This window comes from Streptomyces sp. P6-2-1, assembly GCF_050613165.1.
GTDB lineage: Bacteria > Actinomycetota > Actinomycetes > Streptomycetales > Streptomycetaceae > Streptomyces.
In genome coordinates, this window is sequence record NZ_CP192513.1 from 1,748,683 (window position 1) to 1,762,437 (window position 13,755).

General features: G+C 73.2%; 13 protein-coding genes. 9 read left to right on the forward strand and 4 right to left on the reverse strand.

Annotation, left to right across the window (positions count from 1 at the left end):
• Nucleotides 1-140: 140 nt before the first annotated feature.
• Nucleotides 141-1,754, reverse strand: a complete 1,614-nt coding sequence (locus ACQYWQ_RS07725) for an MFS transporter (RefSeq protein WP_431033167.1) — start codon at nt 1,752-1,754, stop codon at nt 141-143.
• A gap of 136 nt (nt 1,755-1,890) precedes the next feature.
• On the opposite strand from ACQYWQ_RS07725, the gene ACQYWQ_RS07730 reads away from it, so the two are divergent.
• The 3 genes from ACQYWQ_RS07730 to ACQYWQ_RS07740 all read left to right on the forward strand — a co-directional run bounded on the left by ACQYWQ_RS07730 (nt 1,891) and on the right by ACQYWQ_RS07740 (nt 5,387).
• Nucleotides 1,891-2,886, forward strand: coding sequence for a TetR/AcrR family transcriptional regulator (locus ACQYWQ_RS07730; RefSeq protein ID WP_431033168.1), 996 nt, complete (start codon nt 1,891-1,893; stop codon nt 2,884-2,886).
• A gap of 146 nt (nt 2,887-3,032) precedes the next feature.
• On the forward strand, nt 3,033-4,250 hold the full coding sequence (locus ACQYWQ_RS07735; protein ID WP_431033169.1) for an alpha/beta hydrolase: 1,218 nt from the start codon (nt 3,033-3,035) through the stop codon (nt 4,248-4,250).
• A gap of 228 nt (nt 4,251-4,478) precedes the next feature.
• A complete protein-coding gene (locus ACQYWQ_RS07740; RefSeq protein WP_431033170.1) occupies nt 4,479-5,387 on the forward strand; it encodes a DUF4429 domain-containing protein in 909 nt (302 codons plus the stop codon).
• Between the two features lie 174 nt (nt 5,388-5,561).
• Here ACQYWQ_RS07740 and ACQYWQ_RS07745 read toward each other — a convergent pair whose 3' ends face one another.
• On the reverse strand, nt 5,562-6,014 hold the full coding sequence (locus tag ACQYWQ_RS07745) for a MerR family transcriptional regulator (RefSeq protein ID WP_431033171.1): 453 nt from the start codon (nt 6,012-6,014) through the stop codon (nt 5,562-5,564).
• Between the two features lie 108 nt (nt 6,015-6,122).
• On the opposite strand from ACQYWQ_RS07745, the gene ACQYWQ_RS07750 reads away from it, so the two are divergent.
• Nucleotides 6,123-6,959, forward strand: a complete 837-nt coding sequence (locus tag ACQYWQ_RS07750; protein WP_431033172.1) for a serine hydrolase domain-containing protein — start codon at nt 6,123-6,125, stop codon at nt 6,957-6,959.
• Nucleotides 6,960-7,024: 65 nt separating this feature from the next.
• On the opposite strand, the gene ACQYWQ_RS07755 is transcribed toward ACQYWQ_RS07750, so the two are convergent.
• Nucleotides 7,025-7,705 (reverse strand): pirin family protein, encoded by a 681-nt coding sequence (locus tag ACQYWQ_RS07755; protein WP_431039103.1) that lies wholly within the window; start codon nt 7,703-7,705, stop codon nt 7,025-7,027.
• Between the two features lie 94 nt (nt 7,706-7,799).
• On the opposite strand from ACQYWQ_RS07755, the gene ACQYWQ_RS07760 reads away from it, so the two are divergent.
• The 5 genes from ACQYWQ_RS07760 (at nt 7,800) to fabF (ending at nt 12,944) form a co-directional block, all read left to right on the forward strand.
• On the forward strand, nt 7,800-9,011 hold the full coding sequence (locus ACQYWQ_RS07760; protein WP_431033173.1) for a PucR family transcriptional regulator: 1,212 nt from the start codon (nt 7,800-7,802) through the stop codon (nt 9,009-9,011).
• A gap of 89 nt (nt 9,012-9,100) precedes the next feature.
• Complete coding sequence (locus ACQYWQ_RS07765; protein ID WP_431039104.1) at nt 9,101-10,051, forward strand: ACP S-malonyltransferase; 951 nt, start codon at nt 9,101-9,103, stop codon at nt 10,049-10,051.
• A 70-nt stretch (nt 10,052-10,121) separates the two neighbouring features.
• A complete protein-coding gene (locus ACQYWQ_RS07770) occupies nt 10,122-11,123 on the forward strand; it encodes a ketoacyl-ACP synthase III (RefSeq protein ID WP_431033174.1) in 1,002 nt (333 codons plus the stop codon).
• Nucleotides 11,124-11,255: 132 nt separating this feature from the next.
• Nucleotides 11,256-11,504 carry an acyl carrier protein gene (locus ACQYWQ_RS07775; RefSeq protein WP_164284061.1) on the forward strand — a complete coding sequence of 83 codons (249 nt, stop codon included), beginning with the start codon at nt 11,256-11,258 and terminating at the stop codon, nt 11,502-11,504.
• A 174-nt stretch (nt 11,505-11,678) separates the two neighbouring features.
• Nucleotides 11,679-12,944: a beta-ketoacyl-ACP synthase II gene (gene fabF / locus ACQYWQ_RS07780; RefSeq protein ID WP_431033175.1), complete on the forward strand. Its 1,266-nt coding sequence runs from the start codon at nt 11,679-11,681 to the stop codon at nt 12,942-12,944.
• A 166-nt stretch (nt 12,945-13,110) separates the two neighbouring features.
• Here the strand turns inward: fabF and ACQYWQ_RS07785 are convergent, their stop codons facing one another.
• Complete coding sequence (locus ACQYWQ_RS07785) at nt 13,111-13,608, reverse strand: DUF3145 domain-containing protein (RefSeq protein WP_431033176.1); 498 nt, start codon at nt 13,606-13,608, stop codon at nt 13,111-13,113.
• Nucleotides 13,609-13,755 lie beyond the last annotated feature (147 nt).

Consider the following 13,755-nt stretch of genomic DNA (forward strand, 5'->3'; position numbering starts at 1 on the left):
TGTTCTGACGCGCACTCTGGGCCGCCGCGCGTCCGCCGGGGAAGCCGCCACGAGCGGGTCCGCACTGATAGGGGAAAAGCGCCCCGGAGCGCGCGAAGGGCCCCACCGGGTGAGTCGGTGGGGCCCTGGATTGACGCGTGTCAGATGTGCGCGGCGCCCGCTCCCTCGGCCGCGTTGTCGCCCCTCTTCGTGAGCGTGGCGACGGCGGCGGCGACGAGCGCGACGATGCCGGCGACGGTGCAGGCGAGGCCCATGCCGGACATGAAGGTGTCGTGGGCGACCGTGGTGATCTGCGCGGCGACCTCCTTCGGGGTGTCCGGCGGGATGGGCGGGACGCCGAGCTGGACGGCCTGGGACGCCTGGTCGAGCTGGGCGCCCTGGAGCTTCGGCAGGCCGGCGTCGGTCCAGTTGCCGGGGAGGTCCTTGGTGACGCGCGCGGCCATCACGGCGCCGAGCACGGCCGTGCCGAGCGCGCCGCCCACCTGCATCGCCGACTGCTGGAGACCGCCGGCCACGCCGGAGAGTTCGAGCGGCGCGTTGCCGACGATGACCTCCGTGGCGCCGACCATGACGGGGGCGAGACCGAGGCCGAGGAGCGCGAACCACAGCGACATCGTGACGGTGCCCGTGTCCGCCTCCAGGGTCGAGAGCCCGAACATCGAGGCGGCGGTGGCGAGCATCCCGCCGACGAGCGGCACGCGCGGCCCGAAGCGCGTGATGAGCACACCGGCGATCGGCGAGGCGATGATCATCATGGCGGTGAGCGGCAGCAGGTGCAGCCCGCTGTCGACGGCGCTGAGCCGGTGCACGCCCTGGAGGTAGAAGGTGACGAAGAAGATGCCGCCGAGGAAGGCGATCGCCATGAGCACCATGAGCACGGTGCCCGCCGAGAGCGCCACCGAGCGGAACATGGCGAGCGGCACGAGCGGTTCCTTCGCACGGGTCTGCCAGTAGGCGAAGCCGGCGAAGCACACGAGGGAGAGGGCCAGGAGCCCCCACGTACGCCCGTCGCTCCAGCTCCAGCCGTCACCCGTTTTGATGATCGCGAAGATCAGGGAGCACATGGCTCCCGAGAGCAGCACGATGCCGGGGACGTCGAAGGAGCGCGGGGCGTTCTCGGCGCGGTGGTCCTTGAGGATGAAGAGGCCGAGGACGAGGGCGGCGACGCCGACCGGCACGTTGACGAAGAACACGGACTGCCAGGAGACGTGCTCGACGAGGAGCCCGCCGACGATCGGGCCGCCCGCCGTGGAAGCGCCGATCACCATGCCCCAGATGCCGATGGCCATGTTGAGCTTCTCGGCGGGGAAGGTCGCGCGCAGCAGGCCGAGCGCGGCAGGCATCAGGAGCGCGCCGAAGAGCCCTTGCAGGACACGGAAGGCGACGACGAGCGAAACGCTGGAGGAGAGCCCGATGATGCCGGAGGCGAGCGCGAAGCCCGCCACGCCTATCAGGAAGGTCTGGCGGTGGCCGAAGCGGTCGCCGAGCTTGCCCGCCGTGATGAGCGCCACCGCGAGGGCCAGGAGGTAGCCGTTGGTGATCCACTGCACCCCGGCGAGGCTCGTGTTCAGGTCGTCCGCGATGGCCGGGTTGGCGATGGCGACGATGGTGCCGTCAAGGGCGACCATCATGACGCCGATAGCGACTCCGAAGAGTGTCAACCAAGGACGGCCACGCAGGCTGCCGCGTGCTCCCTTGCCGACGGGCGCGAGCGGCGTCCCGTCCTCCGGTCCGACGGTGGTCTGACTAGTCATGGGCGTCAAATTACTGTCACCGCATGACAGTTGACAATCAATTTCATATGCCGGTAACTGACAGAACCCCGCCCGGGGGCAAAGGGCCAGTTCACGGGCGCGGGCCCGGGCGGTGGAGCGAGGAGTGAGGAGCAAGGTGACGGAGCAGAAGCGGGACCGCGCGGCGGCCGTGGTGCGCGAGCGGAGCGGCCCGCACGAACACGGGGGTCCGCACGAACACGGGGACCCGCGCGAACACGGCGGTCCGCGCGAACACGGCGGTCTGCGCGAGCGCAAGAAGACGCGGACCCGGGAGCGGCTCCTGCGCACGGCGCTCGAACTCTTCGCCGAACGCGGCTACGAGGGTACGACGGTCGACGAGATCGCCGCCCGCGCCGAGGTCTCGACCCGCACCTTCTTCCGCTACTTCGCCACCAAGGAGCACGTGGCCCTCGCGACCCAGGAGCTGATCGAGCGCTGGTTCCTCCAGGCGCTGCGCGCCCGACCCGCCGGTGAGCCGCCTGTGCTCGCGCTGCGCCGCGCCGTCCTGGAGTCCTGGGGCGAACTGCCCGAGGTGGCGGGGCTCTCCGTCCCCGTGGACCTGCACCTGCGCACGTGCCGGCTCGTCGCCCGTACCCCCGCGCTGCTCGCCGCGCGGCTGCGGAGGGCGAGCGAGAGCGAGGAGGAGATGGCGCGCGTGATCGCCGCGCGCGAGGGCGTCGACCCGGAGCGGGACCTGCGGCCGCGCGTCGTGGTCGCGGCGTTCGGCGGCGTCATGCGGCTCACCGAGCACCGCTGGGGCGCGGGCCAGGACGGCAGCGTCGAGGCGCTGCGCGCACTCGCCGTGCGGCACCTGGACCAGCTGGCCCCCTCGCTGGCGCGGGAGTGGGGCGAGGGGGGCGACGACTTGGACGGGTCGCGCGGTACGGAGCCGGGCGCGGCTACGGGTACGGAACCGGGCGACCGTACGGGCCTCGTACCGCGCCAGTCGGCGACAGCCGCCCCCGTCGCCACCTCTGCCGCCCCCGTCACCAGCCCTGCCAGCGCCCCTGCCCCTCCTGCCACCTCTGCCACCGCCCCCGCTGTCTCCACCGCCTCCCCCTCCGCCTCTTCCTCTTCCGGCGCCGGCGGCGAGGAGGCCGTCCGGTCCTGAGGTCCTGAGGTCCTGAGGGGAAGGGCCGGACGGTCCCTCCTTGCCCGTACGGGTGCGGGCCGATCGGCCCCGATCGGGGAGGCGGCAGGGTGACGTGGCTCACCGGTTTGGTCTCGGGCACTTGCCGTCTCCTAGGGTGTGCCGCAGTGACTTCCTTCGACTCGTCCCCCCAACTCAACGCCTGGCGAGCGCTGCTCGCGGTGGCGGTCGTCTTCGTCATGCTCGCCACGACCGGCTGGACGGCGGTCAGGGCCCGGCACGAACCGGGCGGCCCGCTCCAGTTGTCGGTACGGGCCTGGAACCACGCGCGCATCGATCACCGCGCCCTGCCGGACGCCGCCTCGCCACCGGAGCGCCTGCGCGAGTTCTTCGCCGCGCTGCGCCCCGCCCAGCGCGAGCGCCTCGCTCACCGCTATCCGCTCGCCGTGGGCAATATGAACGGCGCCCCGCTCACGCTGCGCTACGCCGCCAACAGGATCGCGCTCACGCAGGCCCGCGACCACGAGGTACGCCGCACCCACGATCCGCGCCTGTCGCCCGACGGGCGCGAGGAGGCGGCGGACCGTGCGGCGCGCTACACGTCGATGCTCCGGCCCGACCGCGACTTCCTCGCCTTCGACCCGAACGGCTCGGGCCGCGCGGCGGAGGTCTTCGGCGATCTCGCGCACGCGCGCCGCGTCTCGGTCGTCGTCCCGGGGGTCGACACGGCGCTCATGACCTTCGAGCGCACCAACCGGCCCTTCACCGCGCCCTCCGGGATGGGCCGCTCGCTCTACGCCGCCGAGCGCGCGGCGGCGCCCCGGGCCCGTACCGCGGTGATCGCCTGGGCCGATTACACGGCGCCGGGCGGGATCGGAATCGAGGCGGCGACGGCGAGCCGCGCGCAGGAGGGCGCGGGGCGGCTCGACGCGTTCGTGCGGGGGCTGCCCGGCGGCCTGAAGATCGCGCTCGTCTGCCACAGCTACGGCTCGGTGGTCTGCGGGGTCGCCGCCGACCGGCTGCCGCGCGCGGTCACGGACATCGCGGTCGCGGGGAGCCCGGGGATGCGCAGCGGGAACGCGGCCGGGCTCGGCACGAAGGCGCGGGTGTGGGCGACGCGGGACGCGGGCGACTGGATCAGGGACGTGCCGCACGTCGAGCTGGGGGCGCTCGGGCACGGCGCCGACCCGGTCGGCAAGGACTTCGGCGCGCGGGTCTTCTCCTCGACCGGGGCGGTGGGGCACGGTGGCTACTTCGTGCCCGGCACGGCGAGCCTGCGCAACCTGGCACGCATCGGTACGGGGGATGTGGGGGACGTCGGCTGCGCGCCGGGCGGCGCGGGGTGCAGAGCGGGGGTGCCCGCGCGGGGCACGAGCCTGGCCTGAGCGGCGACCGCGCACCCGTACCGGAGACGGCCCGTCCGGAACCCGTACCGGAGACGGCCCGTCCGGGAACCCGTACCGGAGACGGAACGTCCGTACCCGCCACCGCGTACACCGGGCGGGACGGGAGAGAAGCAAGAGGCCGGGGCCGGGAAGAAAGACGCCGGTCAAGCGGACCGGTGGACCGCAGGAGAGGGGACGGAGGCGCGCGTGCCGCATACGATGAGCCGCATGGGTGATGTATTGGCCGGTTTCCATGCCACCTGGGAGTTCGCGGAGGACTCCGTGCTCATCCGCTACGAACGGGGAATCCGGACACCGAAGCTGCTCCAGGTCCTTGGGGAGCGCCGGGTGCCGCTCGCGGCGATCGACACGGTGACACTCGTCCCGGGGCGGCGCGGCACCGTCGTGCTGCGCGCCGTGCCGCGCGCGGGCGCTGACCCGCTGATGGAGGCGGCGGCGGGGCAGCTCAAGGAGAACTGCGACCCGTACCGCCTGGTGCTGCCCGCCGAGCGCGAGGAGCTGGCCGAGTTCCACGCGGCGCAGGTCCGCGAGCGCCTCGGCCCGGGCGCGGCCGAGCCCGCCGAGAGCTTCCTGGTCGCCGCGCCCGAGGGACCGCAGCAGTTCAAGGCGTACGACGGCAAGGCGAGCTTCGACGGCTCGGTCGTCTCCTTCCGCTGGTCGCGCACGGGCGCGTCGAGCACGAAGTGGAAGGCGGGCGACCAGTCCTTCCCCGTCACGGCGCTGAGCGGGGTGGAGTGGCGCTCGCCCGAGATACTCGACGGCTACCTGCGCCTGCTGCCCCGCGTCCCTGCCCCGGTCAGAGGCGCGGGCCCGGGAGCGGGCGCGGCCGCGGACACGGGGCTCGCCGCCGACCACGACCCGGCGGCCGTCGTCTTCGGTCTCGGCTACGGCCCGGTGCACGAGTCGCTGCCCTTCGCCGCCGCCGTCCTCGCCGCCACCAGGAGCAGCGCGGCGAGAAGCGCTCCGGGCGAGGCCGCACCGCCCGTCGCCGCGCTCCGCTCCGACCCGGCGGACATCGCGGAACGCATCCGGCACCTGGGGGAACTCCACCTCGCGGGGCTGCTCACGGATGAGGAGTTCACGACGAAGAAGAAGGAGCTGCTGGCGCAGCTGTGAGGGGGCGGGGGCGACGGTGGGGTGCTCAGCGCCTTTTCCGCTCCCTCACACCCCCGCACCGCCCCTCACGCCCCCGCCGCTCACGCGCCCGTCACGCCCTGCCCCTCGCGCCCCGCGCCCCTCACGCCCCGCCCCACACGCCCCGCGCCCCTCACACCCTGCCCCGCGCTCCCCTCACGCACCGCCGGAGTAGATCCCGATCTTGTGGTCGAGGACGCCCAGCGTGTCCTGGAGCGCCGCGATCCGTGAGCGGACCTCGTCCCGCGTCGCCTCCAGGAGTTCGCGGCGCTCGGCGACCGTGTGCTCCCCCGCCCGCGACAGCTCCCCGTACCGCACCATGTCGGCCACCGACATCCCCGTCAGACGCAACTTGTTGACGAACGAGAGCCATTCGAGGTCGCGGTTGTTGTACCTGCGCTGCCCGGTGTGCGAGCGGTCCACCTCTTCGAGCAGCCCGATGCGCTCGTACCAGCGCAACGTGTGGGCGCTGAGCCCGGTGAGCGTGACGACCTCGCTGATCGTGTAGTGGTCCCTGCCGTCCGGGCGCGGGTAGTCGGCGAGCTTCGCGAGGCACAGATCGCGGCCGTTGACCGGCCTTCCTGGGGCGGCGGGCTGGGCGAGGGTCATGGGTGTCCCTTCGGGTGAGGCGGACCGCACCCACCGTAAAACCCTTGAGCGCACTCCAGGCAATACGTGCCCACCGGTGGCCGGAAGACGCCGCCTAGACTCGCCCGCATGGAGAGCCCGGAGAGCCTTGAGAGCCTGAAGTCGATCGAAGCCTGGCCCGTTCCGGCCGCCGCCGCGGGGGTCGTCCGCGGCGACGGCACCGTCCTCGGGCGGCACGGCCCCACGGACCGCCGCTTCTGGCTCGCGTCCGTGACCAAGCCGCTCGCCGCGTACGGCTTCCTGCTCGCGTACGAGGAAGGGGCGGTCGAACTCGACGAGCCCGCGGGGCCCGAGGGCGCGACCGTGCGCCACCTCCTCGCGCACACGAGCGGTCTCGCCTTCGACGAGGACCGTGTCCAGGCCGCGCCGGGCACCCGTCGCATCTACTCCAACGCCGGTTTCGAGGCGCTCGGCGCGCACGTCGCGCGGGCGACGGGCATCCCCTTCGCCGAGTACCTGCGCGAAGGGGTCTTCGCGCCGCTCGGGATGCACGCGACAGCGCTTGAGGGCTCCCCCGCCAAGGACGGCCACTCGACGGTGGACGACCTGCTCCTGTTCGCCGCCGAACTCCAGGCCCCGCGCCTGCTCGACGCCGGGACCCTCGCCGAGGCGACGGGCGTCGTCTTCCCCGGGCTCAACGGGGTGCTTCCCGGCTACGGACAGCAGAAGCCGAATGACTGGGGCCTCGGTTTCGAGATCCGCGACAGCAAGTCCCCGCACTGGACAGGGGCCCACTCCTCACCGCGCACTTTCGGCCACTTCGGGCAGTCGGGGACCTTCCTGTGGGTCGACCCGGAAGCGGGCGCGGCCTGCGTCGCCCTCGCTGAGCGCGCCTTCGGTCCCTGGGCGATCGAGGCGTGGCCGCCCTTCACCGACGCGGTGCTCGCCGAGCTGCGCACGGCCTGAGCGGCCCGGAGCGGCCAAGCCGGTCCGCCCCGCGCGGCCCGGCCGCCGACAAGGCCCGGGCCGCCCTACGCGAACGGGTCCGCCAGCTCCAGGAGCAGCACTTCGCACGCCGTGCGCGCCCGCAGCACCGCGCCCTCCGTGTCCGCCCCGGCCCGTAGGCGTACGGAATCGCCCGCGCCGAGCCGCGCCCCGCCCGGCAACTCGGCGTCGCCGCGCACGACATGCGCGTACCCGTACGGCCCCGCGGGCAGCGGCAGCGTCCCGCCCGGGTCCGGGCGCGCGACGCGGAGCACCGCGCCCGCCTCGGGGATCGCGTACGGCCGCGAGAGGCCCCGGACGACGGTGTAGCGGGGCGGGAGCGCGGGGGTGCGTGCCGCGAGCCAGAGTTGCAGGAAGACGAGGGGCCCGGCCCCGTCGTTGCGCTCGACGTGGTGGACGCCCGCGCCCGCGCCGAGGTGCTGGAGGTCGCCGGGGCGTACGAGGGTGGAGCGGCCCTGCGCGTCCCGGTGGCTCAGCTCCCCCGAGACCACCCAGGTGAGCAGTTCCGTGTCGCTGTGGCGGTGTTCGGCGAAGCCCGCGCCCACCGCGAGGTGCTCCTCATTGCAGGCGGTGAGCGGCCCGACGCGGACGTTGTCCGGGTCGTAGTGCGGGCCGAAGGAGAAGGCGTGCCGGGTCGTGATGCCCGCGTCCGGCTCCCCGCCCGGGTAGCGGTCAGCGCCGCGTCGTACGTCGATCACGGCGCCCACCGTAGCGGGCCGCACCCATCGTGACGCTTCCCGCACGGGACGTGACGGACCCCGGCCGCCCCGTTCGTCGGCGCGATAGGGCAGTCTTGGTCTCGTGCCCGACTCCGTATCCCGCCCCGCCGCCTCGCCCGCATCCCCGGCCCCCGCGCACCCGCACGCGGCGACCCTCAAGCGGCTGGAGCACTCCTCGGGACGGCTCGCCGCCCGCGCCATCCAGCGGATGGACGAGACGCTGCCCTGGTACCGGGCGATGCCTCCCGAGCACCGCTCGTGGATCGGGCTCGTGGCGCAGGCGGGCATCGCGGCCTTCACGGAGTGGTTCCGGCACCCGGAGGCCCCGCAGGCGATCTCCACGGACGTCTTCGGCACGGCGCCGCGCGAGCTGACGCGGGCGGTCACGCTGCGGCAGACCGTCGAGATGGTCCGCACGACGATCGAGGTCATGGAGACCGCGATCGACGACGTCGCGGCCCCCGGCGACGAGGCCGTGCTGCGCGAGGCGCTGCTGCGGTACGCCCGCGAGATCGCCTTCGCGACGGCGCAGGTCTACGCGCAGGCCGCCGAGGCGCGCGGCGCCTGGGACGCGCGCCTGGAGTCCCTCGTGGTCAACGCGGTGCTCTCGGGCGAGGCCGACGAGGGCACTGTCTCGCGCGCCGCCGCGCTCGGCTGGAACGCGCCCGATGACGTCTGCGTCCTGCTCGGCACCGCACCCGACGGGGACAGCGAGCTGACCGTCGAGGCGATCAGGCGCGCGGCCAGGCACGCCAAGCTCCAGGTCCTCACCGGGGTGCTCGGCAGCCGTCTCGTCGTGATCGCGGGGGGCAGCGACAATCCGCTCGCCGTGGCGAAATCCCTGATCGGACCGTACGCGGCGGGTCCCGTCGTCGCGGGGCCCGTGGTCCCCGACCTGCTCGCCGCGACCCGCTCAGCCGCTGCGGCGGCGGCCGGTCTGCGCGCCTCGGCGGCGTGGCAGGACGCGCCGCGCCCGGTGCTCGCGGACGACCTGCTGCCCGAGCGCGCGATGGCGTCCGACCCCGCCGCGCGGCAGCAGCTGGTGGAGGAGATCTACAGACCGCTCCAGGAGGCGGGCTCGGCGCTGCTGGAAACACTGAGCGTCTATCTGGAGCAGGCGAGCAGCCTGGAGGGGGCCGCTCGGATGCTCTTCGTGCACCCGAACACCGTGCGCTACCGGCTCCGACGTGTGACTGACGTCACCGGCTGGTCACCCTCGGATGTACGCTCCGCGTTCACGCTGCGGATCGCGCTGATCCTGGGGCGCCTGGCCGCGGCTGAGCAGCGATCCTAGTCTTTTGTACGATCCCGACAATTACCCTGTCGGTTATTCGTCCTTGTCCCCACCGGTGAACCGGACCCTTCACAAGAGAGAGTGTGAGCGTGCTTGTACTCGTCGCTCCCGGCCAGGGCGCCCAGACGCCCGGCTTCCTGATCCCTTGGCTCGAACTGCCCGGCGCGGCCGAGCGGCTCGCCGCCTGGTCCGAGACGATCGGACTCGACCTCGTCCACTACGGGACGAAGGCCGACGCCGACGCGATCAGGGACACCGCCGTCGCCCAGCCGCTGCTGGTGGCCGCCGGGCTGCTCTCGGCCGCCGCGCTCGCCGGGACCCTGGAGGACCGGGGCGCCCCCGTGCTCGGCTCGCTGCGCCCCGGCGCTGTCGCCGGGCACAGCGTCGGTGAGCTGACGGCCGCGGCCTTCGCCGGGGTCCTCGACGCCGAGGCGGCGCTCACGCTCGTACGGACCCGGGGGCTCGCGATGGCCGAGGCCGCCGCGGTCGCCGAGACGGGCATGGCCGCGCTGCTCGGCGGGGATCTCGCGACCGTCGCTCCGCACCTGGAGAAGCTGGGCCTGACCCCGGCGAACGTCAACGGCGGCGGCCAGGTCGTCGCCGCGGGCACGGCCGCTCAGCTCGCGGCGCTCGCCGAGGACAAGCCCGAGGGCGTCCGCCGTGTCGTGCCGCTCAAGGTCGCGGGTGCCTTCCACACCGCGCACATGGCCCCCGCGGTCGACGTGCTCGCGAAGGCCGCGGCCGGGCTGAGCCCGGCGGACCCGGCGCTCGCGTACGTGTCGAACAAGGACGGGGCCGTCGTCGGCACCGGCGGCGAGGTGCTCGACAGGCTCGTGGGCCAGGTCGCGAACCCGGTCCGCTGGGACCTGTGCATGGAGACCTTCAAGGAGCAGGGCGCGAGCGCCCTGATCGAGGTCTGCCCCGGCGGCACGCTCACCGGTCTCGCCAAGCGCGGGCTGCCGGGTGTCGCGACGCTCGCGCTGAAGTCCCCCGAGGACCTGGAAGCCGCGCGCGCGCTCCTCGCCGAGCACGCCGCCTGAATCCCGTAAGCCCCCACCGCCCGCCCGCCCGCCCGCACCGAACCGCCCGGACGACGAGGAGCCCCGTCAGATGTCGAAGATAAAGCCCGCCAAGGGTGCCCCGTACGCGCGCATCCTGGGCGTCGGCGGTTACCGGCCCGACCGGGTCGTCCCCAACGAGGTCATCCTGGAGACGATCGACTCCTCGGACGAGTGGATTCGTTCGCGCTCGGGCATCGAGAGCCGGCACTGGGCGGGCCCCGAGGAGACCGTGACCGCGATGTCGGTGGAGGCGGGCGGCAAGGCACTCGCCGACGCCGGGATCGCACCGGAGCAGATCGGTGCCGTCGTCGTCTCGACCGTCTCGCACTTCAAGCAGACCCCGGCCGTCGCCACGGAGATCGCCGACAAGCTCGGTTGCGGCAAGCCCGCCGCCTTCGACATCTCGGCGGGCTGCGCGGGCTTCGGCTACGGGCTCACGCTGGCCAAGGGCATGGTCGTCGAGGGCAGCGCGGAGTACGTGCTCGTCCTCGGCGTGGAGCGGCTCTCGGACCTCACCGACCTGGAGGACCGGGCGACGGCCTTCCTCTTCGGCGACGGTGCGGGCGCGGTCGTCGTGGGGCCCTCGCAGGAGGTCGCGATAGGCCCGACCGTCTGGGGCTCCGAGGGTGACAAGGCCGAGGTCATCAAGCAGACCGTGCCGTGGACGGACTACCGTTCCGGCGAGGTCGCGCGGTTCCCGGCCATCACCCAGGAGGGCCAGGCGGTCTTCCGCTGGGCTGTCTTCGAGATGGCGAAGGTCGCCCAGCAGGCGCTGGACGCGGCCGGGCTCACCCCGGAGGACCTGGATGTCTTCATCCCGCACCAGGCCAATATGCGGATCATCGACTCGATGGTGAAGACCCTGAAGCTGCCGGAGCACGTCCAGGTCGCACGCGACGTCGCGACCACCGGCAACACCTCGGCCGCCTCCATTCCGCTCGCTATGGAGCGGATGCTGGCGACCGGCCAGGCGAAGAGCGGCGACACCGCGCTTCTCATCGGCTTCGGGGCGGGTCTCGTGTTCGCCGCGACGGTCGTTACCCTCCCCTAGGTACGTCATCCGGCCGCGTCCGCGCGTGTTCCCGCTGCTCAACCAGGGCGACGGGGCGCGACACGGGCCGGCCGGAGGGGCGCCACAGCTGGAATCCCCGTAACAATTCCCCTCAACGAATGGAGCGCCGACATGGCCGCCACTCAGGAAGAGATCGTCAAGGGTCTCGCCGAGATCGTGAACGAGATCGCCGGCATCCCGGAGGAGGACGTCCAGCTGGACAAGTCCTTCACCGATGACCTGGATGTCGACTCGCTGTCGATGGTCGAGGTCGTCGTCGCCGCCGAGGAGCGCTTCGACGTCAAGATTCCCGACGACGACGTCAAGAACCTCAAGACCGTCGGCGACGCCGCCGATTACATCCTCAAGCACCAGAGCTGATCCCGCGCTCCGGTCCCGGTCCGTGCCCCCGGCGCGGGCCGGGACCGGGGCCGGTCGCTCGGCGCCCGGGACACCCGCGGCACGCACCCGCGTGCCGCGGTGGCCCGCCCTGTGTGACTGCCGCCGCCCGGCGGTGGCGCCGCAATCCCTCGTATCCGTGGAGAAGGAATTCCTGTGAGCCCGACCAATCGCACCGTGGTCGTCACCGGTATCGGCGCAACCACACCGCTGGGTGGCGACGCGAAGTCGACCTGGGACGGCCTGCTCGCCGGCCGCTCCGGTGTCCGCACCCTCACCGAGGAGTGGGCCGAGCAGCTGCCGGTCAAGATCGCCGCCCGGGTCGCCGTCGAGCCCGGCGAGATCCTGCCCCGCCCGCAGGCGCGGAAACTGGACCGCTCGGCCCAGTTCGCGCTGATCGCGGCCGACGAGGCCTGGAAGGACGCCGGTTTCACCGCCAAGGCCGGTGAGGACGCCTCCGTCGACCCCGACCGCGTCGGCGCCGTGATCGCCTCCGGCATCGGCGGCGTGACGACCCTCCTGGACCAGTACGACGTGCTGAAGGAGAAGGGCGTACGCCGCGTCTCCCCGCACACCGTGCCGATGCTCATGCCCAACGGGCCCGCCGCCAACGTCGGTCTCGCCATCAACGCCCGCGCCGGGGTCCACACCCCCGTCTCTGCCTGCGCCTCGGGCGCCGAGGCGATCGGCTACGGGATCGAGATGATCCGTACCGGCCGTGCCGACGTCGTCGTCGCCGGCGGCACCGAGGCGGCGATCCACCCGCTGCCCATCGCCGCCTTCGCGAACATGATGGCGATGTCGAAGAACAACGAGGACCCCGAGGGCGCCTCGCGTCCCTTCGACACGGGCCGGGACGGCTTCGTGCTCGGCGAGGGCGCCGGTGTCGTGGTCCTGGAGTCCGCCGAGCACGCCGCGAAGCGCGGTGCCACGGTCTACGCGGAGGCGCTGGGCCAGGGCATCTCGGCCGACAGCCACCACATCACGGCCCCCGAGCCCTCCGGCGAGGGCATCGCCCGCGCTCTGGAGAACCTGCTCGCCTCGACCGGCCTCGACCCCGCCGAGATCGTGTACGCCAACGCGCACGCGACCTCGACACCGCTGGGCGACGTCGGCGAGATCAAGGCCCTCTCGAAGGTCTTCGGCCCCGAGCTGGACCACGTGGCGATCTCCTCGACCAAGTCGATGACCGGGCACCTGCTCGGTGGCGCGGGCGGCATCGAGTCGGTCGCCACGATCCTCGCGGTGAAGAACCGGACGGCCCCGCCGACGATCAACGTCGCCGAGCTGGACCCGGAGATCGGCGCGGACATCATCCGCGACGAGCCCCGCGCGCTCCCGGCCGATGGCCCCGTCGTCGCCCTCAACGACTCCTTCGGCTTCGGCGGCCACAACGTCGTCCTGGCGTTCCGCAGCGTGTGAGTTCCGCGGCGCGTGAGAGCGGCGGCGCGTGAGAGCGGCGGCGCGTGAGTGAACGCCTGTGGGCCGGCACCCCTTCGGTGCCGGCCCACAGGCGTTTCTCAGTCCCCGCGGCGTGCGAGGGGCGGGGTGGCGGGCGGCGCCTCGCGCGGCCGCGCCCCGTGAGCGCTCACACGACCTGGTGCAGCCACCGCACAGGGGCGCCCTCGCCCGCGTAGCGGAACGGTTCCAGCTCGTCGTCCCACGGCTTCCCGAGCAGTTTCTGGATCTCGTCGGCGAGGACGCTCTCGCCCGCGCCCGCCCGCGTGACGGCGGCCCGCAGCCGGTCCTCGGGGATGAGGATGTCCCCGTGCACCCCGGTGACCGCGTGGAAGATCCCCAGTTCGGGCGTCGCGCTGTACCGCTCGCCCTCGACGCCGGGGGACGGCTCCGACGTCACCTCGAAGCGCAGGAGCTGCCAGCCGCGCAGCGCGGAGGCGAGCTTGGAGGCCGTGCCGGTCTCGGCCTGCCAGGAGAACTCGGCGCGCCAGGTGCCGGGCGCGGCGGGCTGCCTGATCCAGTCGAGACTGACCCGCACGCCGAGCACGTTCGCCACGGCCCATTCGACGTGCGGGCACAGCGCGCGCGGTGCGGAGTGCACGTACAGGACTCCACGTGTCGTCGTCACCGGTACCTCCTGTGAGGGACGAGGTGCCAGGACCCCTCGCGCCCGTGCCGAGCATTCTTCCCAAATGGGACAGAAGTGACGTGTTGCAATGTAACCGACCGGGGACAGCGGGCCGTCACCGGGCCGGGGCGGTCGCCGTGTCGGCCC